Below are 23,530 nucleotides of genomic sequence, written 5' to 3' on the forward strand. Positions count from 1 at the left end.
AATTAATTTAAAAGCCAGTCGTACCCCTTTTCTTCAAGTTCTAAAGCAAGAGATTTGTCACCGGTTTTGATGATTTTTCCGTTTGCCAAAACGTGAACGAAGTCAGGTTGAATATAATTAAGCAATCTCTGATAGTGGGTAATCAAAAGAACTGCATTTCCTTCATTTTTGAAAGCATTTACACCGTCTGCGACGATTCTCAATGCATCAATATCCAATCCTGAATCTGTTTCATCAAGAATAGCCAATTTCGGATCCAGCATCATCATTTGGAAAATTTCATTTCTTTTCTTTTCACCTCCCGAAAAACCTTCGTTCAATGATCTTGAAAGGAAATCTTTTTTAATACCCAATTGCTCAGATTTTTCACGGATTAAAGCCAGCATTTCTTTTGCAGGCATATCTTCCAAGCCGTTTGCTTTTCTGTTTTCGTTCATCGCAGCTTTGATGAAGTTTGTCACAGAAACCCCCGGAATTTCTACAGGATATTGAAAAGAAAGGAAAATCCCTTTGTGTGCTCTTTCTTCAGGAGCATCTTCGATGATATCTTCGCCTCTGAAAATGATTTCTCCATCAGTAATTTCATAATCTTCTTTTCCTGCGATAACAGAAGAAAGAGTAGATTTACCGGCTCCGTTCGGCCCCATGATAGCGTGAACTTCTCCCGGCTTTATTTCAAGATTGATACCTTTTAAAATTTCTGCGCCGTCTTCAATTTTGGCGTGCAAGTTTTTTATATTTAACATACATTCAAATTTATCGCAAGGTCAAACTTTGAGTATATCCTTTGTAACACTAAACCACAATTAACAAAGGCATCAACGCTAGCGAATGAAATATTATTTTTTAATTTTTATTTTAAACATTAAGAATTTAAGTTAATTCTAATGTATAATTTCTTTTTAAGCAAATCAATAAATTGATTTTAATTAAGATATTTAAGGTCTTTGTAATTCTTAATTCCTGAATATTTAAAAGTCATTCAGGAAGTTTTGCAAAATATTCATTTATTAAAGGAACTGTCGATTTTGTGATATTATCCGTGTAAAAATTAATTAAAAGACCTTGAGGCTTTTTCAAAATTTTCATATATGTCATCAATTGAGCCTGATGAACCGGCAATAAACTTTCAACAGTTTTGATCTCTATAACAATTGTTTTATTCACTAATAAATCAACTTTTAACGGAGTTTCAATCTCAATTTTTCCATAATTGATTTTGGTGCTAATTTGTTGATCAACTAAAAATCCCTTTTCTCTTAATTCATATGCTAAACACATTTCATAAACACTTTCCAGCAAGCCAGGCCCTAGTTCTTTGTGAACTCTAATGGCGCATCCTACAATATCATAGGAAAGTTGTGTTACTTGTGCTTTTGTCATCTTAATTTTCTTAAAAAGAATTGATTCATCAATTCCTTAATATTAAACATGTAAGAATTTAAGAGAATAAAAACTTAATTCCTTAATGTTTAAAATATATTAACCCACAGAACCTTCTAATGAAATTTCAAGTAATTTCTGAGCTTCAATAGCAAACTCCATTGGTAATTTATTCAAAACTTCTTTACTGAAACCGTTTACGATCAAAGCGATTGCTCTTTCCGTATCGATTCCTCTTTGGTTGCAGTAGAAAATCTGATCTTCCCCGATTTTTGAAGTCGTAGCCTCGTGCTCCAATTGTGCAGAAGGATCTTTGATTTCAATGTAAGGGAAAGTATGTGCTCCACATTCATTACCCATTAGCAAAGAGTCACACTGAGAGAAGTTTCTCGCTCCTTTTGCAGTCGGCATTACTTTTACCAGACCTCTGTATGAATTCTGAGATTTTCCTGCAGAAATACCTTTAGAAATAATCGTAGATTTCGTATTCTTTCCGATGTGGATCATTTTTGTTCCTGTATCTGCATATTGGTGATTGTTCGTTACAGCGATAGAGTAGAACTCACCGATTGAGTTATCACCTTTTAAGATACAAGACGGATATTTCCAAGTTACAGCAGAGCCTGTTTCGACTTGTGTCCAGGAGATTTTTGCATTTCTTTCGCAAAGTCCTCTTTTCGTTACGAAATTGAAAACTCCACCTTTTCCTTCCTCATTTCCCGGATACCAGTTTTGTACGGTTGAATATTTAATTTCAGCATTATCCATTGCGATCAGCTCAACAACCGCAGCGTGAAGCTGGTTTTCATCTCTCGACGGTGCTGTACAGCCTTCAAGATAAGAAACATAACTTCCTTCGTCTGCAATAACAAGCGTTCTTTCAAACTGACCTGTTCCTGCCTGGTTGATACGGAAATAAGTAGACAATTCCATCGGGCATCTTACACCTTTTGGAATGTAGCAGAAACTTCCGTCAGAAAACACTGCGGAATTCAAAGCTGCATAGAAATTATCCCCTCTGGGAACTACTTTCCCAATATATTTTCTTACTAAATCCGGGTGGTTTTTAATGGCCTCAGAAATGGAGCAGAAAATAATCCCTTTTTCCGCCAATGTATCCTGGAATGTGGTTTTTACTGAAACAGAGTCCATTACAATATCCACCGCTACTCCAGAAAGTCTTTTCTGCTCTTCGATATTGATCCCTAATTTTTCAAAAGTTTTGATTAGTTCAGGATCAACTTCGTCCAGACTGGCCAGCTCAGGCTTTACTTTCGGTGCTGCATAATATCTGATGGCTTGAAAATCCGGTTTTTCATATTTAATGTTTGCCCATTCCGGTTCTACCATTTTCAACCAGATTCTGAAAGATTCCAAGCGCCATTCTGTCATCCATTCAGGCTCTTCTTTTTTAGCAGAAATCGCACGGATAACATCTTCATTTAAACCCGTCGGGAAATCTTCGTAATCTATTTTAGTTTCCCAGCCGAATTCATATTTTTTATTTTCTAGATCGACTCTTAGATCGTCTTCAGTATATTTACTCATTTTATTAGATTTTAGATATTAGATTTTAGATGTTAGTTTTGTCATATGCTGATTTCCAACCTCTAGGCTCTAATTTCTAATTATAAAGAAAAACTCTCACCACAACCACACGTTCTGGATGCGTTTGGATTGTTGAAAACAAATCCTTTTCCGTTTAAACCTCCTGAATATTCAAGAGTCGTTCCCGCTAAATAGAGAATTGATTTTTTATCTACAACAATTTTAATATTATTGTCTTCAAAAATTTGATCTGTGTCTGCTTTTTGGTTATCAAACTTCAAAACATATTCTAAACCAGAGCACCCTCCGCTTTTTACCCCCACTCTTATATAATCTTCAGCAGGGTTGAAGCCTTCCTCCGTCATCAGCAGGATGGCTTTTGCCTTTGCTTGATCTGATACTTTTATCATTGTATTTATTTAGAATGATTTAATAGTGCAAAAATACGAACAATAATTAGGAAATAAAAATCAGCAATTTTATTTTATCGATTTTTATCATTGATGGCTTTAACTTTGCTAATATTTTGAAATCCAAATAATAAATTAAACCGATAATGAAAAAAATTGGCATCATTGCTTTAGGGCTGTTCATGCAGGCTATTTTTGCACAAACCAACCGCTTTGTGTATCAGGTGACCATGAAGCCGGACGCATCAAATAAAAATGATATTAAAACTGAAAACGCCTATTTGGATATTTCCCCGGAAAAATCAGTTTTCTACTCTGAAAACAGGATCAAAAGGGATTCTATCATACAGAATGCTTTTCAGGGAGGCGGCGGAAGAGGAAGCATCAATAGGGAACAGATGGAAGGTTTAAGATCGGTCATCAATTATTCTATCGAAAAAGATAAAAAAAATCAGAAAATATTTTATAAGGACAGGATTGGAAGGGATGTTTATACTTACGAGGAAGACCGCCCGATCGACTGGAAAATTTCTTCTGAAACAATGAAAATCGGGGAATATAAAGTTCAGAAGGCTGAAACGGATTTTGGAGGAAGAAAATGGACGGCTTGGTTTACCACCGATCTTCCTTATCAGGACGGACCGTATAAATTCGGAGGGCTTCCGGGTCTTATTGTAAAAGTGGAAGATGATAAAGGAGAATATTCTTTTGATTTAATGAAAAATTATAAGATTGCTGATTTTCCTACTTTGAATCAATTGGGAAATACAATTAAAGTAAAAAGAGCTGATTTTATAAAACAACAGAAAAAATTCATCGAAGATCCAATGTCTTTCATGACCCAGGGCGGTGGCTTTATGCAAACAAGAGTAGGCCGCGCTGGCGGCGGAGGGATCACTGCTGAAAGAATTGGCAATGGAAACCAAAATCCTGCAGATATGAGAAAAAGAATGGAGGAAAGAGTTAAAGATGAAGCAAAAAGAAATAGTAATCCAATCGAACTGCAATAAAACAAAACCCTGAGGAATTTCTTCAGGGTAAATTTTTTAATAATGTTTTACATTATTTTAAAAGCTGATTAAAAGTATCGCCTTCTCTGATGTCTCCGGTATTATAGCCTTTCATGAACCATTCTTTACGCTGTGCGGAGGATCCATGGGTGAAGCTTTCCTGATTGACATACCCCTGCGATCTTCTTTGGATGTTATCGTCTCCAACAGCTTCGGCAGCTTCTATGGCAGACTGGATATCTCCGGGTTCTAAAATGTGTTTTTCCGAATCTGTTCTTTTAGCCCAGACTCCGGCATAAAAATCTGCCTGGAGTTCCGTTGCTACAGAAACCCTATTCATTTCGGCTTCAGAATATCTTCCGCTTCTTCTCAACTGATCTACTTTTTGCGTTGTTCCTAAAAGAGTTTGTACGTGATGTCCTACTTCATGAGCTAAAACATAAGCTACGGTGAATTCTGTAACCTGAGCTCCAAATCTTTGTTGTAGCTCATTAAAAAAACTCATATCCATATAAACGGATTGATCTGCCGGGCAATAAAAAGGCCCCATTGCAGATTGTGCTGTTCCACACCCTGATTGTGTAGTTTCAGAGAAAAGAATAATTTTTGGAGGAGTGTAAGACATTCCGTTTTCTTTGAAAATCTGATTCCAGGTAATAATGTTCCATTTTCCCATCATGTCAACCATTTCGCCGATTTTCTTATCACTTTCCGTCATTTCTCTCTGTTCCGTTCTTGGTGAGCCAGAATCTGCCCCGGATGAAAGAATTGCGGAGGGATCACCTCCCAGAAAAAATATGATTGCAGCAATAATGATTGTTCCCAATCCGCCCCCTACAACGGCTCCACCGCCTAGTCCGCGTCTGTCTTCCACATTACCGCCTCTGTCGTCAGTCCATTTCATAGTTTGTATTTATTTTATATGTAAATTTAGAAATTTAATGAATACATTCTGTGAAAGGAGAAAATATTTTATAATTAATTATCTATTAAGCTGATTTTTTTTCAACCAGTATGAAGTAGATTGGTAGGCTGAAATAGTTTGATCAACAAGGTTTTTATTTTGGTCTTGAGTTTTTAAATATTTTTCATCATAATAAATATTAAACTCAGATGTTAAGCTGCTTTTTTGTTGGGTTAAAGCATATTGTTTTACTTTTCTCAAAGGTGAAATTACAGTTAAATAATTATCTTTTACAAACCCCAAATCCTGATAGGTTGCAATGTAAGCTTTTGGTTGAAATCCTTTTTCAAAAACATCCTGGCCTAAAAATTTTGACTGATAATTAAAATTTAAAAGTCCGAAAAGAGTAGGCATTACATCAATCTGCGAGATGGTTTCGGAGAATTTTTGCGGCTGAATAAAACCTTCCGAGAAAATCATGGCTGGAATTCTGTATTTATCCATCGGAAGCTCTGTATCTCCAGCACTTGAAGCGCAGTGGTCTGCGATGATTACAAAAACAGTATTTTTATACCAGTCCTGTTTTTTTGCCATTTCGAAGAACTTGCGGAGAGAATAATCGGTATATTTTACGCCACCTTCACGGGATTTTGCATTTCCAGGAATATCAATTCTTCCATCCGGATACGTAAAAGGCCTATGATTGGAAACTGTCATCCAGTGATTGAAAAAAGGTTTTCCGGATTTTGCTTCGATATTCATGGTCTGGATTGCTTTCTTAGCCATATCTTCATCGGCAACGCCCCAAACATTGGCAAAGGTAATTTCTTCGGGCTTGAAATTATTCCTATCAACAATTCCGTAGCCATTTCCGACAAAGAAATCCTGCATATTATCGAAATAGCTATATCCACCGTATAAAAATTTTACATCATAACCTTTTGATTTGAATACACTTCCCGTCGTAAATTTATTTTTATTATTTTCTCTTTTAATAATGCTTTCTCCTGCAGTCGGAGGTATGCAAAGTGTTAATGCTTCCAAACCGCGGACGGTTCTGTTTCCTGTCGCATAAAGATTGGTAAACATTAGAGAACGATCTGCAAGGCTGTCTAAAAATGGTGTTATCTTTTCCTTATTTCCATAATGTTCCAGAAAATCTGCGGATAAACTTTCGATAGAAATCAATACCACATTTTTCTTTAATTCTGACTTGTTGGAAATGATATTTCTCGTTAAGACTGGCTGTGAAAACTGGCTTAAAAATATTTTTTCTGCTTTTTCCTGATTGATTTCGGGGTAAAATTGGAAATAATCCAGTTCGTTGTGGGTAAATGCCCAATAGAATTTCGGAAGTCCATTCGCTTGTATTTCTTGTGCAAAAACGCTTCTTCCTTTAATTTTTGTTGTGAAATTAAGCCCCACAAAACTTATTCCTACCAAAACCAGAAAGCTTCCAAGCAGGATGAATTTTTGTTTCAGATTTGGGAGATTCTGAAGCTCTTTTTTTGTTTTTTTAAAAATGAAGAAAGTGATTGAGCCTGCAACAGCGAAAATAACCAGAAATAAAGGAATTACAGGGTAACTTTCTATAATATTTCCGATCACCTCATTGGTATAAATAAGGTAATCAACAGCAATAAAATTATATCTTAAACCAAATTCATTATAAAAGAAATATTCGCTTACCGCATTGAAAACTATGATTAAAATATATAAAAATATAGTAATGAAGTACAATATATTCCTTATTTTATTTCTCTTTTCAGGCAAGAAAAACATTAATGAAAAGAAAACTACTTTTATCCCAATAAAAGCTAACGCGATTTCTGCTACAGAACCTCCGTATTGTTTAAAAATATTGTTCGGAATCAGAAGAATGTATAAAAATAACAGAAGTAAAGCTCCTAAAATAATCTGTCCATAAGGCTTCTGATATTTTGAGTTTGATAAAAATAAAAAATAGAGCGCAAGAAACGGACATGTTAAAATAAAAACAAAAACATCATTCAGTACCCCGACGAGTAAGATTTTCAACGTTTCAAAAACGCCAAAACTAACGGTAGTAATGGGGTGAAAAAAGAATATCATCCTCACAATTAAAGAAATGATAAGATAAAATCCCGCCAGGTACAGGAAGGGTTTTATTTTTTGAGATAACATGACCTAAATTTTTAATTTATACAAATATAGTTTTTAAACCTATTTGTTTGGGATAAAAAGTTAAAACTTGCCGTTAATTAGAATTTTATAAATATTTAAAATAAAATTAAAATATTCATATTTATAAAAAATGATCTGTATTAACAATCTCTTAAGGTATATTTTATATAAAATCTGGTAAAATTACGAATGTCCAAATCCGATATTTCCTTTTTTCCCGGAAAGATTTTTCCTGAAATCTATCATTCTTAAAGCTGTTACTGCTGCTTCAACTCCTTTATTTCCTAAGTCGCCGCCGCTTCTTGCTATAGACTGTTCTTTGGTATCATCTGTTAATACACAGAAAATGGTAGGAGTATCTGTCATGATGTTGCAGTCTTTTATTCCCTGCGCTACAGCAGAGCAGACATAGTCGAAATGCGGTGTTTCTCCTCTTATCACACATCCGATGGATATTACTGCGTCATATTTACGCTCTTTACAAAGCTGCATGCTTGCATAGTTTAATTCAAAAGCTCCCGGAACAGGAAAAAGTTTAATATTTTCAGATTTTACACCTTCTTTTTGAAGGATTTCCAGCGCTGCATCACGAAGATTGTAGGTTACAAAATCATTCCACTCAGAAAAAACAATGCCGATAGAAAATTCATCGGCATTGGTTATATTAAGTGGCTTGTAATCAGAAAGATTAACTGTTGCCATTGTTTGTTTAGTAATATTTAGTCATTTCAATATAAGAATCAGACATTCCGTTGTCGTAGTCCTGATATTTTTCGTCAATTGTAGCAAAATACTTTTTAGCTTCAGCTTTTTTGTTTAATCCTAAGGCTAAAATACCGGCTTTCCTTGTAAAATAATAAGTAATGTAAGGATTTTCAGTTGCAGAGGCTGCTTTGTCTAATAATTGTAAAGCTTCATCGTTCTTATTAAGGCCAGATTTTGCATCAGCCATTGCTCCGTACTTCATCGCCATCAAAGTTTTATTATCAGATGAAAAACCGTCTAAAAGATCATAAGCCTCCTGGAATTTTCCTTCTTTGAACTTTAGCATACCTGCATTATAAGCGGAAAGCTTACCAATATTCGTTCCGGAATATTCATTATAAGTTCCTAGAAAACCGGGGTTTGCGGCAGATTTCCCTCCCAAAGCTTCTTTATCTTTACCATCAGTAAGGTTTTTTTGTGCAGCAAGGAAGCTTTTTACAGCTTCAGCATTTTTCGGAGTTACAACGAATTGTCTGTAACCGAAGAAACCAAGAACGGCCAAAATAAGAATACCAAAAACAATACCTATCTGTTTTGAATATTTTTCAAGAAATCTTTCTGTGTTTAGAGCTTCTCTGTCAAGATCTTTGAAAAACTCTACTGTTTCTTTACCTTCTTGCTCGTTTGTAAGTTTTGCCATAAATTATTAAAAATTGAAATGCAAATTTAATTGTTTCTGAATGATTTACAAAATACTTTGTGTTTATTATTGATTTTATTTGAAGAATTGAAGTGAATTGTTAATTGTGAGTAAGTGAATTTTCAATTTTCAATTGGAAAAAATGTTTCGACAAGCTCATCATGGCAATGCAAATAATTTACCTTTATATTAATACATATAGTATTAGAGATGCCATGCTGAGCCTGCCGAAGCATCCATATTTTTAGTTAATATTCTAAAATATGATAAACTTCTGCATTGAATTTCTTTAATTTCTCCTCGCCGTTCAAATCTTTCAAACTAATCAGAAAGCTGAATTGTGAGACTGTTGCCCCTTGCTTTTCAACCAATTTTGCAGCGGCCTCTGTAGTTCCTCCTGTTGCGAGAAGATCATCGTGTATCAGAACCCGTTGTCCTTGCTTTATTTGTCCTTCGCGGGTTTCAATTATCGCGCTGCCATATTCTAGATAGTATTTTTCTGAAACCACCGGAGGTGGAAGTTTTCCTGCTTTTCTGATTAAGATAAATGGTACTTCCAGAGCTACCGCAATGGCAATTCCGAAAAGATAGCCTCGGCTTTCGATACCGCAAACTGCATCTACTTTTCCTTTGCTGAAGGTTATTAAGTCTGCGATAACATCTTCATAAAGCTTTGGATCTAAAAAAATAGGGGAAATGTCTTTAAACTGAATTCCCGGAATCGGAAAATCAGGAATATTTTCTATTGTTTCCTCTAATTTTTTTATTAATTCCTGCGATGCCATCTTATGGATTGATTTTGTAACTGGAAATTTTCCAGTCTCCGTTTACATTTTTAAGACCGAAAGTTACTTTCAGGGAAGTTGTTTTTCCATTTTTATCGGTTACATCATAGGTTGCATTTACGCTGGCTATATTGGCATTCGTTGCATTGGCTGTAATGTTTTTTACGCTTACATTTTTCACTGAACCGAATCCTGAGGTAGGGTTGGCAAAAGATTCATAGCTTCCCCAGCTTGGGTTGCTTGATGAGCTGTATGCTGCTTTTAGGTTTTGAGAGCTTACATTATTCAGAAATCCTGATACGACATTTTTAGGGTCTGCGGTAGGCTGTTTTGGTGTGGCTGGTGTTGTTGTAGGTGTTGCATTAGGATCTGCGGATGAAGGTGTTGTTGTTCCTGTATTATTTGGTTCAATTATGGAAGGGTCTTGTTTTACCGCTGTTGAGTCTACTTTTGGTGCAGTAGGGATTTTTAACAATGAAGAGTTTACATCCAGACCGATTTTTGTCATTTTAAAAGTTTTCGTCGTCGTTTTTACCGAAACAGTAATGTCGATCTTATTGTCAAGAACTTTTGCTGCAGGAATTGAAGAAAATTTTAAGTTAAATCCTTTAAAATTATTATCCTGCATCAGGTTTTTTGCGGTAGAAAGCTTTACTCCGTTACTAAAAACTTCAAGAGTTGCTTCAAGGCCGGCTCCTGTAAAGGCTATTGGGTTACCTGCATTGTCCACCAATCTCGGAATAATCTGTATGGCAGTAGGTGCTCCTGAACCATCATCTCCGGTAGGTTTTGTTATAATGCTTAATGAGTTTGCTTTTACGTCATTCGGATCGCTTTCTTTTGCTTTGTCATCTCCGAAGATATTCATCTCTCCTAATGAAGGAGGGGCTGTACTTGCCCATTCGATGCCGTTTTTCTGAGCCACCTGATCTGCCATAGTCATGATTTCAGGAACTTTCTTCCCGTTAATCAGTTGTCCGAGAGCTTTTAGCTCTGCAATATCTCCTTCAGCTTCTACTCCAAAAGTTTTTAGGATATATAGGGCTTCATTAAATTTAATTTGCTTGATGGTAGGAAGACTTGCTGTCATATCGTTAATACTCGACTGTAATGTTTTTGTATTGCTAGCATCTACATGATCCTTCTTACATGCCATGAAGGGCAATAAGCTGAGAATGAGTATAAAAGAAAACTTTTTCATTTTAGTTCGGTTTAGCACAAAAATAATAAAACCTTTAATAATAGAAGGTTTTATTTTTCATTTTGTTGTTCTTTTAAATCAGTTCCGAAGTATGAACTGAAAATATTCTGCATATTCTGAAATTCAGGGTCTTTCCAATATTCTGTAATATAATGGCTTGAATAGGTGTCAAATTTTATTTTCTCTAAATTATTCTCATTACGAAAGCTGATTTCCGTAGGGTAAAAATTTTCATAAACAATAATTGTATTATAATTCGGCTCAGTTTTATGTTTAAGATGAAGGAAAAGTATTTTATTATATTCCAAAAGGTCTTTAATAGTTTTCGGAGAATTTTTCTCATAAGCTATATTCAGGATGCTTTTAAAATCAAAAAACCGGTATCCAAATAATGCAAATTCCTTTTTTTGAAGAGCTTCTCCTGTGATTTCTATTTCATCTTTTCGATCTCCCTTTAACTGTGTGAATTTAGTTTTTTTATTTTCTTTGTAGTCATCTATATTTGCAACATCTTCTATTTCTGGAATTTTTAAGAAGGTATTGTAGTCCCAAGAATCTGTTTTCTTTCTGTCTTCTAAAAGATTTTGCAACCTGAAAACCCTATACTGTTCAATGCGTGAGCTTTTTAGCTTTTTTGTTTTATTATCAAAAATATATGTGACAATCCCATCTGTAAAACTGCTCAATCTGTTATTTACAGTGACATAAGAATTAAAATTACCCTTTACAAAAATATATTTTGAAGGTTTGCTGTTTTTAATTACAACGGTTTCAATATCTTTAACATTATCAATAATTTTAATGACATGCTGATTGAAATCCGCATAAGAAAGTGTGGCCACCGGAAAGTTGTTGTATATCAGCTGGAATTTCTCCTGTTCCGGTTTTAAGGATTGCTTATCAATTTTACCATCAATATCTGAATAAGCCAGAATATTTCCATCTTTTCCAAAAACTGAAACCTTTGGAAGGGGTTTATTAGTTCTTTCGGAAATGAAGGTGATAGTTTGAGCATTGAAAAAGCTTATCAATAAAATGAATAAAAATGAAATTTTTTTTTCCATTACAATTTGTTTTATTTACTTGATTAAAATTAGACCTTAATTGTAAGACGAGCAAAAAGAATAAGGTTGCCTGGAAATTTTTTCCCTGCACAGCACAAAAAAAGACCGATTATTACAATCAGTCTTTTTTGTTTATTTATTGTTACAAGTCCTTAGAAAGGATACTCATAAATTTCAGATTCGTGTAAGAATGGGTTTCCTGTAGGAATAAGCTTAAGTTTGGATAAAGCTGTAAGTACAGTAAACATGAATAATCCAGCTACGAATAATATTGCTCCGGCTACCAACAAGAATACTTCCGGAGTGTTCCAGTATGGCCCTACTGTTCCCGGCATTACCATGTTGAAGTAATCTAGGATATGACCGCAGATAACTACTATCGCCATTGTTGTAACAACTTTATAGTTTCTTTTGATGCTGCTGCTTACTAATACTAATAGTGGTAACAAAAAGTTAACGATAAGCATTGGTAAGAAAGTAGGTGAGTAGTGCTGGAATCTTCCAAAGAAATAGTTTACCTCTTCCGGAACGTTTGCATACCAATAAAGCATGAACTGAGCGAACCATGTATACGTCCAAAGCATACTGGTAGCGAAAAGGAATACTCCCAAATCGTGCAAGTGATTATCATTGAACTGAGGTAAGAAACCATTTTTCTTTAAATAAACACTTAGTAAGATGATTACTGCGATACCACTTGACAGGCAACTAACCATTGAATACCAGATATACATTGTAGAATACCAGTGAGGGTCAATAGACATCAACCAGTCCCAAGCCCAAGCTGCAGAAGCAAATCCGAAGAATGCGATATATCCTACTGCCCATCTGTAAAGCATTTGATACTCAACTTTAGATTTAGTCTCATCCACTTTTTTAGATTGAGCTTTTAATTTCCAAGAGAAGAAAGAAGCACCTAAAACATAGATGAAAGTTCTTATTGCATAGAAAGGTATATTTAAGAATCTTTTCTTTTCAAATAAGATCACGTCGAAATGAGCAGAATTTGGGTCTGTCAAATCAGGATCCATCCAATGGAATAAGTGAGCGTTGTGAGTAATGTTCAGAATCATCAAGATGATCAAGATAGCACCTCCGTAAGGGATGTAAGAAGCAATAGCTTCCATTACTCTTGTAATGATGATCGGCCATCCTGCGTGAGCAGCATGCTGAATACAGTAGAAAAACAGTACAGCACAGCTAACTCCGAAGAAAAATACAGCTACAAAATGTATTGCCGCTAAAGGCTGGTTGTGTACCTGAAGTTCAGCATGCTCTAGGTGAGCTGCATGATCTTGAGGACCTACCATTTCACTTGAATGTGTAGGAGCAGTATGACCAGAAGCATGAACAGCCTCCATCATTTGTTCTATTTTTTCAGTAGAAATTCCTTTGTTCATAAAGAAACCAATACCGAATAAAACTAAACCTACAACAAGAAGGATTATAGAAGTTGATTTTAATTTTGGTGAAAAACTATACATTTCTTTTCTTATTTTTTAGTTTCGGTAGTAGTAGTTTCAGGTTTTGCTTCCGCCGTTGTTGTCGCTGTAGCTGCTGCCGGTGCTGCTGCTCCTTTTTTGAAGGCGCTTATCACATACATTGCTACTCTCCATCTGTCTCCTGCGTTCAATTGTCCCGCATAAGAACCCATTGCGTTTCTACCGTTTGTTAATACATAATGAACAGATCCTACAGTAATTTCTCTGTCTGCATAGTTTGGTACACCAGAGAATGCTCCAGATTGAACAATTGGTCCCTGTCCATCTCCACCTATACCATGACAAGCCGAACACGTTTTTTCGAATAGTAATTTTCCTCTTTCGATATCTTTAGCTGCATTAGCAGAATTCAAAGGAGAAGCAGTTATTGTTTTTGAAGCATTATAACCTGCGTTATACTCATCAACATTTTTCGGAAGTAATCCTTCTTCAAAAACGCCGTCTTTGTTTTGTGGAACTGATCCTTCTACCGGAGAAAGACCTGTTGCAAAATTATTTTTAACAAAAGCAGGGATTTCGTTTTCATGATCTGAGTATGCATCCTGAGCTTTCATCAATGGATCGTAAGCTACAGGGAAGTACATATCAGGAAAATATACTAATGGTACGTTTTCTTTTGGTCCGCAAGAATTAAGTAAAACTGTTGTTAAACCTAAAATTGCTGTAATTCTTAATACATTCTTTTTCATTTTAAGCGTCTTTAACAGTTATTTCTTCAACTCCAGTTTCAATTAGTAACTGTTTTACAGATTCTACATCCTCAGTTACGAATTCCATCATGAATTTATCGTCCGTTGTTCTCGGGTCTGGGTTTTGTGCAGGAGCTCCAGGATACATTTTGTTTCTTACCAAGAAAGTTAATGACATCATGTGAGCAGCACAGAATACCATAAGCTCGAACATTGGTACTACGAATGCAGGCATGTTGTGTCCCCAGTCGAAAGCTGGTTTACCCCCAATGTTTTGAGGCCAGTCGTGATTCATCACATACCAAGTAAGAGTAGCACCGATAGTAACCCCATAACAAGCATAGATGAAAGCGGCATCAGAAATTCTAGTTTTCTTTAAACCTAAAGCTTTGTCTAGCCCGTGAACCGGAAACGGAGTATAAACTTCGTTGATTGCGATTCCTTTATCATTGAATGCTTTAACGCCGTTCATTAAATCGTCGTCGTCAGCATAAAGTCCGTATACAATTTTAGTGGTGCTCATCTCCTTCTTTTGCTTTATAAGTTTCACCTGAGATTTTCAAAATCGATTTTAATTCAGCCTGTGCAATTACAGGGAATGTTCTTGCGTATAATAAGAATAATACAGAGAAGAATCCGATAGTTCCTAAGTATACACCCACATCAATGATCGTTGGCTTAAACATAGTCCAAGATCCTGGTAAGTAATCTCTGGAAAGGTTGATAACGATGATATCAAAACGCTCAAACCACATACCGATATTGATGATCAATGCAACGATAAATGTCCAGATAATGTTCGTTCTAAGTCTCTTGAACCAGAAAGAAGCCGGAACAACAAGGTTACAGATAATTAATGACCAGAAAGCCCACCAATAAGGTCCTGTTGCAGCACCTGGAGATAGATATGTAAAGTCTTCGAATCTGGATCCAGAATACCATCCGATGAAATATTCAGTTGCATAAGCTACAGTAACCATACCACCAGTAAGGATGATTACGATGTTCATAATTTCGATATGATACATTGTAATATATTCTTCCAAGTGACAAACTTTTCTTGCAACTAACAATAGAGTCTGTACCATTGCAAATCCTGAGAAGATCGCACCAGCTACGAAGTAAGGAGGGTAGATTGTAGAGTGCCATCCTTTAATAACCGAAGTTGCGAAGTCAAAAGATACGGTAGTGTGTACTGAGAATACAAGTGGAGTTGCCAAACCTGCAAGAACTAAAGAAAGTTCTTCGAATCTTTGCCAATGTTTTGCTTTACCACCCCAACCGAATGCAAGGAATGTATAAATTTTCTTAGTCCAAGGAGTTTTAGCTCTGTCTCTGATCATTGCAAAGTCAGGGATCAATCCCATGAACCAGAATACTGTTGATACTGAGAAATACGTAGAGATTGCAAATACGTCCCAAAGTAGAGGAGAGTTGAAGTTCCCCCAAAGAGAACCGAATTGGTTTGGTAAAGGGAATACCCAATATCCTACCCAAACTCTACCCATGTGGATTACAGGGAAGATTGCTGCCTGTACAACCGCAAAGATCGTCATCGCCTCTGCAGATCTGTTTACAGACATTCTCCATCTCTGTCTAAATAATAATAATACTGCGGAGATAAGTGTTCCGGCGTGACCGATACCTACCCACCATACGAAGTTGGTGATATCCCAACCCCAGTTAATAGTTCTGTTAAGTCCCCATGCTCCAATACCTGTTCCGATAGTATAAGCGATACAACCGAACCCATATAAGAATAGAACTAAGGCAGCATACAATGAAATCCACCATAATTTACCTGCTCTTTCTTCGATAGGTCGTGCAATATCCTCTGTGATATCGTGATAAGTTTTGTGACCAATAATTAGAGGTTCCCTTATCGGAGCTTCGTAATGTCCTGACATTTTTTACCTATTTATTATTTAAACTTTATTTTTCTACTCTGTTTCTTACTTTAGTGTGATAGAACACATTTGGTTTTGTTCCGATCTCTTCTAGTAAATAATATCTTCTGTTGTCAGCATATTGCTTTCTAACCTCAGATTCTTTGTCATTCATGTCTCCAAACTTGATAGAACCTGTAGAACAAGCTTTAGAACAAGCTGTCTGGAACTCTCCGTCTTTCACGATTCTATTCTCTTTTTTAGCTTCAAGAATAGTAGTCTGAGTCATTTGGATACACATTGAACATTTCTCCATAACCCCTCTCGTTCTTACCACTACGTCTGGGTTTAGAACCATTCTTCCAAGATCGTTATTCATGTTGAAATCGAACTTGTCGTTCAGATTATAAGTAAACCAGTTGAAACGTCTTACTTTGTAAGGACAGTTGTTTGCACAATATCTAGTACCGATACATCTGTTGTAAGCCATGTGGTTTTGACCTTGCTTACCGTGTGAAGTAGCCGCTACAGGACATACAGTTTCACAAGGTGCGTGGTTACAGTGCTGACACATTACCGGCTGGAAGATTACATCTGGATTATCAGCAGGGTGGTTCAATGCACCCCCTTCTTTGTTGAATGCTGTTCCGTATAATTCAGGAACTGCCATTCCTTCTTTTAATCCTTCATATACTTCGACTTTTTGTCTTGAAGAATAGTAACGGTCGATTCTTAACCAGTACATATCTCTCGACATTCTAATCTCGTCTTTACCTACAACAGGAACGTTGTTTTCTGCCTGGCAAGCAATAATACATGCTCCACAACCAGTACAAGAGTTCAGGTCGATTGATAGGTTGAAATGAGGTCCGTCCGTATCATCAAAAGCATCCCAAAGATCAATTTTTCTTGCAGGAAGAGCTCCACTGATCGTATGATATTCCAAAGGCTTATTCCATCCGTTGTGCTCATCATCAAATGCTACGTTTAAGAAATCAGCCAAAGGAACTTCTTTAGCAATTTCGTAACGTCCCATTAATGTATTTTGAAGCTGGATACCCGCAAATTCGTGGTCTTCTCCTGTTTTCTCGATTTTAACATTAGAAACAACTAAGTTAGAACCATCGAATAACGGATAAGCATTTACCCCTGTATCAGCTGTTGCTCCTGAGTTTTTCTTACCATAACCAAGTGCAAGACCTACAGATCCGTCCGCTTGTCCCGGCTGTACAAATACAGGAACATCTTTTATTGTAACTCCGTTTACAGTAAGGTTTACGATAGAACCGTCCAACTGCATTCTCGCGTTAAGATCGTTATCAATACCTAATCTTTCTGCGTCTTTCGGAGACATTGTCAAGTAGTTATCCCAAGACATTCTTGTGATCGGATCAGGTAATTCCTGCAACCAAGGGTTGTTTGCCTGAGTTCCGTCTCCCATTGCTGTCTTAGTATATAATACCAATTCTAGATCTGAAGGTTTGAAACCACTTACTTCAGCAACTGCCTGAGCACCGTTTCCTCCTACATACGATAATGTTGTAGCATTTGAAGAAACATTGATGCCGTTATATAAGGCTTTGTTGAAAGAAGTTCCTCCTAAAATAGAAGAAGCATTCGCTTTTAAATAATCATAGTAGTTATTAGCAGCATTATTTTTACCATTTTTCCAAACCAATAGAGATTCTTCGATCTGTCTTGATTTGTAGATTTTCTGGATCGTAGGCTGCATTAATGAATATACTCCTGTTTGGGGCTCAATATCACCCCAAGACTCCAACCAGTTGGCTACAGGAATTACAGCTTTCGCTGCTTTGTACATTTCATTTTTCTTATCAGCAACTGCGATTACGTAAGGAACTTTTGATAAAGATTTTTTAAAATCTTCACCTTTGTTGTAAGAGTAAATTGGATCTACATTGTTAGCGATCAATACACCAACCTGTCCTCCGTTTACCCATCCAATGAATTCCTCGAATCTTGCTTTATCGAAATCTTTTAGGAAGTTTGCTTTACCAGTGAAAGCTACTGAACCTAATTTTTGGTTAATTAAATGAGCTAAAACCTGAGCACCTTTAGAACCATCTGCGAAAACAACAGCTTTGCTGCCTTTTGCCTGTAATTCTTTAGCAATTTCGTTAGCCATTTTATCTGATGAACCACCACCAACGATTGCATTGTAAACTTCAACCAATGTTTTGTTTACTGCACTTGGCTTTAATCTGATTCTTTCGTCAGCATTAGCTCCTGTTAAAGACATATTGGATTCAACCTGAACGTGTCTCAACATATTTTTTCCCGGAGTTCTTGCCACTGCGTAAGAAGATTCTAGCCCTCCCGCATTGTAGTCTCCTAAGAAATCAGCCTGGAATGCAACCACCAATTCAGTTCCCTTAAGATCATAAACCGGTAATGCTCTTGTTCCGAAAACTTCCTGAGCTGCGTCTAATGCAGCAGCATAAGGATAAGCATCATAAGTTACTAATTCTGCCGTAGGATATTTAGCTTTAAAATCAGCAAATAATTTTTTGAAAGTAGGAGATGCAAAAGAATGTGATAATAATACGATTCTTTTACCTGCAGCTTTGGCTTCTTCCAATCCTTTGATCACAAAACTATCTACTTTATCGAAAGTTTCGTCTTTACCTTCAAGTTTAGGCTGCTTTACTTTATCGTTATCATAAAGAGAAAGGACACTTGCCTGAGCTCTTGCGTTAGTTTTACCTAAATCGCCGGCTGCCGGGTTTGGTTCAATTTTGATAGGTCTTCCTTCTCTTGTCTTTACTAAAACGCTTGCAAAATCGAAACCGTCGAAATAAGTTGAAGCGTAATAGTTCGGAATCCCCGGAATGATGTCATGCGGCTTTACCACATAAGGAATCGTTTTGATTACCGGAGCTTCACAGGCAGCTAATGTTACGGCTGCAGTAGAGAAACCTAATAGTTTTAAGAAATCTCTTCTTGAAGTGGCAGAACCGTTCTTTTCCGCATCTTCAAGGAAATCTTCTACCGGAATTTCTTCCTGGAACTCTTTCTGAGCCAGCTTATTGTTCAAAGCCGGATCTTTAAGTTCATGAATACTTCTGAATTGTATTTTGTTTGAAGCCATTTATACTTCTAATTTTTAGTTATTAATAATGACATTTACCACACTCAAGACCTCCAATAGCATCTACCGTAATCTTACCACCATCTTTAGGGTATTGTTTTTTCAACTTGTCGTGTAGATTTTTGAAGTATTCTTTATTATAACCGTTGTTCATGTCAACTTCTGTAGTTCTGTGACACTCGATACACCATCCCATTGTGAAGTCATTCGCCATTTGTACAACATTCATTGTGTCGATTTTACCGTGACAAGCTTTACAAACAACATCGATTTTGTTGTTAGGATTCTTTTTGTTGAAAGAATTGATAATTGCCTGCTCACCTGCTACTACGTGCTGAGAATGGTTGAAGTATACGAAGTCTGGCATGTTGTGGATTCTTGTCCATTCAACCGGCTCAGTTTTTCCTGTGTATTGTTGTTTTGCAGGATCCCAGCCTGTATGTTTGTATATTTCCTGAATCTGACTGTCATAAAATGCCTTATCTTTCCCAGGCTCCATATAATGTGCTGCGTTGTATTCGGAAATCGTTCTGTGGCAGTTCATACAAACGTTCATAGAAGGGATTTCGGATACTTTTCCGTATTTAGCACTAGAGTGACAAAGCTGACAGTCAATTTTTTGTTCTCCAGCGTGGATTTTGTGAGAGAAATAGATAGGTTGTTCTGGCTTATATCCTTTGTAAACCCCGATCCACATGATCCAGTTCCAAATTCCATAAGTGGCTAACAGTGCAAGGATTGCGATTAATCCTTTACCTACATAGTGATATTTTTGATAGATTTCACTGAAAGATTTTACCCTTGTTTCGTTAAGCCCTGCTAAGTCTTCAGATTGCCCTAATTTTACTAGTTGTCTCAGTTTAATTAAGATCCAGACTAATAAAGCTGCAATGGCTAAAAGTGAAATGATTACTACGTTTGTAGTCGTGTTGTTTGCCGGTGCAGCAGCTGCTGTATCCGTTGCTGTTGCATCTTTTTTTGCATCTGCAGCAGGTTCCGGAGCCGGAGGATTAGTTGTGTAAGCTAAGATGTCGTCGATATCCTTATCTGAAAGATTTGGAAAAAGTTGCATCTCAGTCTTATTGAATTTTGCAAAGATCTCATTGGCGTACTTGTCGCCAGATTCTCTGACTTCTTTGTTGTTTTTGATCCACTTATGAAGCCACGCTGTATCTTTGCCGCCTTCTGTCTTAACTCGTTCTACCACACCTTTTAAAGGAGGTCCTACAACTTGTTTGTCTAGTGCGTGACATGCAGTACAATTCGCTTTGAAAAGTTTCTCACCATTCTTAGGATCGCCGTCTTGCCCGTAAATTGAAGCACTGGTTGATAACAATAAGCCTATTGCGATCAACGTTTGTCTATAATGCTTTCTCCAACTAATCATTTAAATTATCTTATGTTAGTAAAATATTGAACATTCAATCAATTCGGCAAAAATAATATTTTTAACAGGAATTTAACGGTATATCTAAAGGGGAAAATGTCATTTACGTATAATTTGTACTGATTCTAAATAACCATGTTTGGTATAATTTTTTAATTTATATAAATTTGCGGAAACAAGTTTAAATGAGAAATTTGATCAAAATATTTTCGGTAGTATCATTATTGAGCTTTTATAGCATTGGTGCTCAGCAGGTTGTAAAGAAAGATACCCTCTCCGGAACCGAACTCGTAATGACGATGGATTCTAAAGTGAGTAGCGCTTTGGAAAATCTTGAGGAAAAATGCTCCAAAGTGGCTTCCACAAAAGGGCCAAGAGATAGTGATGGGGATTATACTCCTTTCAAACCAACCAAAATTTATGTTCCGAACAGGGAACTTACCAATGCGGAAATCTGTAAAAAAAATCCCAGGATTTTAGGCTATAAAATCCAGATCACTACAGTGAAAAGCAATGATGAAGCGAATGAGGTAAAATCTTATTTCCGAAAAAGATTTCCGAATTTAAAGGTTGAAACAGATGCTTCTTTAAGGCCGAATTATAAAATCCTTGCCGGAAGCTATTTTACAAAACAAAGTGCGGCCTCTGATCTTGCAAAAGTGCGTGAATATTTCAAATCGGCAATTGCCGTACAGTATAGGATTTTCTGTGCAGAAGCGAAATAAAAACAGATTAAAATGTTACAAAAAATCAAAGTCGGGAAATATTTCTCGACTTTTTTATTAATTTGAATTTATATCATATGAGCGGACTTTAGTCCGCTTTAAAATTAAAATGATCAATGTGGCTTTAGCCAAAACTTAAATTCTTTAGTAGTATTGGTTTAAAAACCAGAAAAATTCTGTCATTCTTAAATAATTATTCGTTACGAGGTATGTGAATAATATGCAGAAAATTGCAGTGAAAAAAGATAGCATTTTTGGAGAATCTTTATAAGCACAAAACAGCCAGCCCAAGAGTAGAGGATAGGCAAAAACAAAGTGCCCGCCGTAGATATAAGCCGTGTGAAGACCAAATTTCATTATGCAGTGAATGATGATGTCAACCAAAAATGAAATCATGACCACCTGAACCAGCTTATTCTTAAAATTCGTAAAATAACTCCAACAAACTAAAGCTAACAAAATGATGATAAAAATATAAGAAATCCACGATGAATAGACATCCATTACGATTCCTTTAAATTCAAAACCATCTGCTTTTTTATCCCGGATTATAAAATTTGAAAACAGGATATTTCCTCCAAAGAAATAGGAAAGTATCATATCCCAGATAGGAATAGTTTTTACATTAGAAAATTTTTCGTACTGTTGGCTGGTTTTGTTAAAAATCTGTTTGTATTTAAAATCAATTCTGTTGAGATATAGTAAAATAAAACAAATGATAGTTAAAGCAATTCTAAAAAAAAGATTCCCAAAATTTTTCCAATTTTTAAAAATTCCTTTTTCAAAAGCAACCGGGATAAAAATTTTGGACATATTCGTAATGGTCACCCCGCCGATAGAAATACCCGAAAATGCCAATGCCAGCACCGGAATTTTTTGTTCTTTTTTTAATTTTATTGCAGAGTAATGATGAAATAAAGCCAATAAAAACAAGGTATAAGTGAAATTTTCCGGGGTGAAGGAAAGTAAAAGCGTAGTTGAAAACGATCCGAAAAACAAAACCAGTAAAATACTGATGAGTAACGGAAGCTGAATAATATTTTTTAAGTATTTGAAAACCTGAAGAACGCTTAAGCTTATCGCAAGATTGCTAAACCAGGCTAGTGCAAAACGAAAATTGGCATCCATTTTTCCATCTGAAAAAAATAAAGCTGATTCTCTGATCCAGTTAAAAAAATAATATGAAAATGGGTGCCTTTCAAAACTTCCTCCAGAGAGTACAATTGCCCTGTTGTCAAAGCTGAAGTACGCATCATAAGGTATTCTGTTATCAAAAATTATCTTATAATGGATCGCAATGTAAGAACCCAGACATCCGTAACAAACCAGGAAAACCAAAAAAATCACCAACTCAATACCTGTCGATGGGAAGATTAGCGTAAAGAAATCAATGAATTTTTTTTTGAATTTTGACACGGATTAAGGTTTCTGCAAAAATAAAATAAAAAACCCACCTTTGAGGTGAGTTTAGTGTAAATATATTTTGTAATTATTATTCTTTGATAACTTTTTCGGAAGATGAAGTTCCGTCTGTGAATTCCACCTGCATCAGATATGTTCCTTTTGGAAGCGAAGATATGTTGATTTTACTTCCAGAAGATCTTGAAATAGATTTACCTGTGAGGTCTGTAATGCTTGAAGATTTAATTTTTTTATCTGTTTTAATATTGATTTCTCCTTTTGTAGGATTAGGATAAATATTTATCGATTTTGCTTTTGTTCCAACATCGTTTGTTCCCAATGTAGAAGCCGAAACCAGTACATCATCTATTATGGCCACATCCGCATCATTTCCTACATATCGGAACCTAATCTGAACATTAGCCTGCCCTGCATACGCCGATAAGCCTCTTTGAACAGTAACAATATTATCATTATATAAATCAGTATCCGGGTCGCCATCACCATCATCAATAAATCCTGTTTCTGCATCATCATTCCATAATGTGGTCCAGGTAGTTCCTCCGTTTGTGGAAATCTCGGCAAACAAATCTCCTGCATCATTAACAATCATATAAGAATATCCTAGGACAACCTTAAAACTTAGAACAGGAGATGTTGTTCCAACTAAGCTAAAGGATGGGGTTACTAAATTTGCTGTATTTGGAGATGCTATCCAATTAATTGAAGCAGATTTAAGACCGGATATGGTATACTCAGCCTGTCCCGCGGCATTAAAATTGACAGTAGTAAAATCCCATGCTCTACTCGCATTAGTATTTGTTCTTGTCCATCCTGTAGGAGGAAAAACTGAACCCTCAAAATTTTCTGATAATAAGGTCTGGGCTTGCACTAAAACTAGAGTTGATAATAACCCTAAAGAAAGTAATAGTTTTTTCATATTTTTTTCTAATTTTAT

The 23,530-nt window shown here is 36.0% G+C and carries 21 protein-coding genes; 2 read left to right on the forward strand and 19 right to left on the reverse strand.

Translation table 11 applies throughout. The features are described from left to right. Window positions 1-2 precede the first annotated feature (2 nt). The 4 genes from sufC to BW926_RS04530 form a co-directional block, all read right to left on the reverse strand. Window positions 3-746 carry a Fe-S cluster assembly ATPase SufC gene (sufC, locus tag BW926_RS04515; RefSeq protein ID WP_076444597.1) on the reverse strand — a complete coding sequence of 248 codons (744 nt, stop codon included), beginning with the start codon at window positions 744-746 and terminating at the stop codon, window positions 3-5. A gap of 232 nt (window positions 747-978) precedes the next feature. Beyond that, window positions 979-1,383: a GxxExxY protein gene (locus BW926_RS04520; protein ID WP_083672258.1), complete on the reverse strand. Its 405-nt coding sequence runs from the start codon at window positions 1,381-1,383 to the stop codon at window positions 979-981. Window positions 1,384-1,482: 99 nt separating this feature from the next. Beyond that, the gene (sufB, locus tag BW926_RS04525) at window positions 1,483-2,931 is read right to left on the reverse strand and encodes a Fe-S cluster assembly protein SufB (protein ID WP_076444601.1); all 1,449 of its coding nucleotides are present in this window, start codon (window positions 2,929-2,931) and stop codon (window positions 1,483-1,485) included. A gap of 80 nt (window positions 2,932-3,011) precedes the next feature. Next, on the reverse strand, window positions 3,012-3,341 hold the full coding sequence (locus BW926_RS04530; RefSeq protein WP_076444603.1) for a HesB/IscA family protein: 330 nt from the start codon (window positions 3,339-3,341) through the stop codon (window positions 3,012-3,014). A 146-nt stretch (window positions 3,342-3,487) separates the two neighbouring features. Here BW926_RS04530 and BW926_RS04535 point away from each other — a divergent pair, with 146 nt between their 5' ends. Beyond that, window positions 3,488-4,351 carry a GLPGLI family protein gene (locus tag BW926_RS04535; protein ID WP_076444605.1) on the forward strand — a complete coding sequence of 288 codons (864 nt, stop codon included), beginning with the start codon at window positions 3,488-3,490 and terminating at the stop codon, window positions 4,349-4,351. A 52-nt stretch (window positions 4,352-4,403) separates the two neighbouring features. Here BW926_RS04535 and BW926_RS04540 read toward each other — a convergent pair whose 3' ends face one another. The 13 genes from BW926_RS04540 to BW926_RS04600 all read right to left on the reverse strand — a co-directional run bounded on the left by BW926_RS04540 (window position 4,404) and on the right by BW926_RS04600 (window position 20,446). Beyond that, window positions 4,404-5,255, reverse strand: a complete 852-nt coding sequence (locus tag BW926_RS04540; RefSeq protein ID WP_076444607.1) for a KPN_02809 family neutral zinc metallopeptidase — start codon at window positions 5,253-5,255, stop codon at window positions 4,404-4,406. 78 nt (window positions 5,256-5,333) lie between these two features. Continuing rightward, window positions 5,334-7,418: an LTA synthase family protein gene (locus BW926_RS04545; protein ID WP_076444609.1), complete on the reverse strand. Its 2,085-nt coding sequence runs from the start codon at window positions 7,416-7,418 to the stop codon at window positions 5,334-5,336. Between the two features lie 183 nt (window positions 7,419-7,601). After that, complete coding sequence (ribH, locus tag BW926_RS04550; protein WP_076444611.1) at window positions 7,602-8,120, reverse strand: 6,7-dimethyl-8-ribityllumazine synthase; 519 nt, start codon at window positions 8,118-8,120, stop codon at window positions 7,602-7,604. 7 nt (window positions 8,121-8,127) lie between these two features. Continuing rightward, window positions 8,128-8,823: a YfgM family protein gene (locus BW926_RS04555; protein ID WP_076444613.1), complete on the reverse strand. Its 696-nt coding sequence runs from the start codon at window positions 8,821-8,823 to the stop codon at window positions 8,128-8,130. 248 nt (window positions 8,824-9,071) lie between these two features. Continuing rightward, entirely contained in the window at window positions 9,072-9,608 is a 537-nt protein-coding gene (locus BW926_RS04560) for an adenine phosphoribosyltransferase (protein WP_076444615.1), read from the reverse strand. A 1-nt stretch (window position 9,609) separates the two neighbouring features. Further along, the gene (locus BW926_RS04565) at window positions 9,610-10,809 is read right to left on the reverse strand and encodes an NTF2-like N-terminal transpeptidase (protein WP_076444617.1); all 1,200 of its coding nucleotides are present in this window, start codon (window positions 10,807-10,809) and stop codon (window positions 9,610-9,612) included. A 50-nt stretch (window positions 10,810-10,859) separates the two neighbouring features. Then, window positions 10,860-11,873: a hypothetical protein gene (locus tag BW926_RS04570; protein WP_076444619.1), complete on the reverse strand. Its 1,014-nt coding sequence runs from the start codon at window positions 11,871-11,873 to the stop codon at window positions 10,860-10,862. A gap of 152 nt (window positions 11,874-12,025) precedes the next feature. Then, complete coding sequence (locus BW926_RS04575) at window positions 12,026-13,357, reverse strand: quinol:cytochrome C oxidoreductase (RefSeq protein ID WP_076444621.1); 1,332 nt, start codon at window positions 13,355-13,357, stop codon at window positions 12,026-12,028. Between the two features lie 8 nt (window positions 13,358-13,365). After that, entirely contained in the window at window positions 13,366-14,064 is a 699-nt protein-coding gene (locus BW926_RS04580) for a c-type cytochrome (RefSeq protein ID WP_076444623.1), read from the reverse strand. A gap of 1 nt (window position 14,065) precedes the next feature. Continuing rightward, the gene (locus tag BW926_RS04585) at window positions 14,066-14,587 is read right to left on the reverse strand and encodes a DUF3341 domain-containing protein (RefSeq protein ID WP_027371993.1); all 522 of its coding nucleotides are present in this window, start codon (window positions 14,585-14,587) and stop codon (window positions 14,066-14,068) included. Continuing rightward, on the reverse strand, window positions 14,574-15,971 hold the full coding sequence (nrfD, locus tag BW926_RS04590; protein ID WP_076444625.1) for an NrfD/PsrC family molybdoenzyme membrane anchor subunit: 1,398 nt from the start codon (window positions 15,969-15,971) through the stop codon (window positions 14,574-14,576). Before nrfD ends, BW926_RS04585 begins: the two co-directional genes overlap by 14 nt. Window positions 15,972-15,996: 25 nt before the next feature. Beyond that, on the reverse strand, window positions 15,997-19,059 hold the full coding sequence (locus BW926_RS04595; protein ID WP_076444627.1) for a TAT-variant-translocated molybdopterin oxidoreductase: 3,063 nt from the start codon (window positions 19,057-19,059) through the stop codon (window positions 15,997-15,999). A gap of 22 nt (window positions 19,060-19,081) precedes the next feature. Further along, on the reverse strand, window positions 19,082-20,446 hold the full coding sequence (locus BW926_RS04600) for a c-type cytochrome (RefSeq protein ID WP_076444629.1): 1,365 nt from the start codon (window positions 20,444-20,446) through the stop codon (window positions 19,082-19,084). A 185-nt stretch (window positions 20,447-20,631) separates the two neighbouring features. On the opposite strand from BW926_RS04600, the gene BW926_RS04605 reads away from it, so the two are divergent. Then, window positions 20,632-21,171, forward strand: coding sequence for a sporulation protein (locus tag BW926_RS04605; protein WP_076444631.1), 540 nt, complete (start codon window positions 20,632-20,634; stop codon window positions 21,169-21,171). 144 nt (window positions 21,172-21,315) lie between these two features. Here BW926_RS04605 and BW926_RS04610 read toward each other — a convergent pair whose 3' ends face one another. Further along, window positions 21,316-22,587: a DUF6080 domain-containing protein gene (locus BW926_RS04610; protein WP_083672259.1), complete on the reverse strand. Its 1,272-nt coding sequence runs from the start codon at window positions 22,585-22,587 to the stop codon at window positions 21,316-21,318. Window positions 22,588-22,663: 76 nt separating this feature from the next. Beyond that, a complete protein-coding gene (locus tag BW926_RS04615) occupies window positions 22,664-23,512 on the reverse strand; it encodes a T9SS-dependent choice-of-anchor J family protein (RefSeq protein WP_076444633.1) in 849 nt (282 codons plus the stop codon). Between the last annotated feature and the right edge of the window lie 18 nt (window positions 23,513-23,530).

The organism is Chryseobacterium sp. RU37D, from assembly GCF_900156075.1.
In the GTDB taxonomy this organism is placed as follows: domain Bacteria; phylum Bacteroidota; class Bacteroidia; order Flavobacteriales; family Weeksellaceae; genus Chryseobacterium.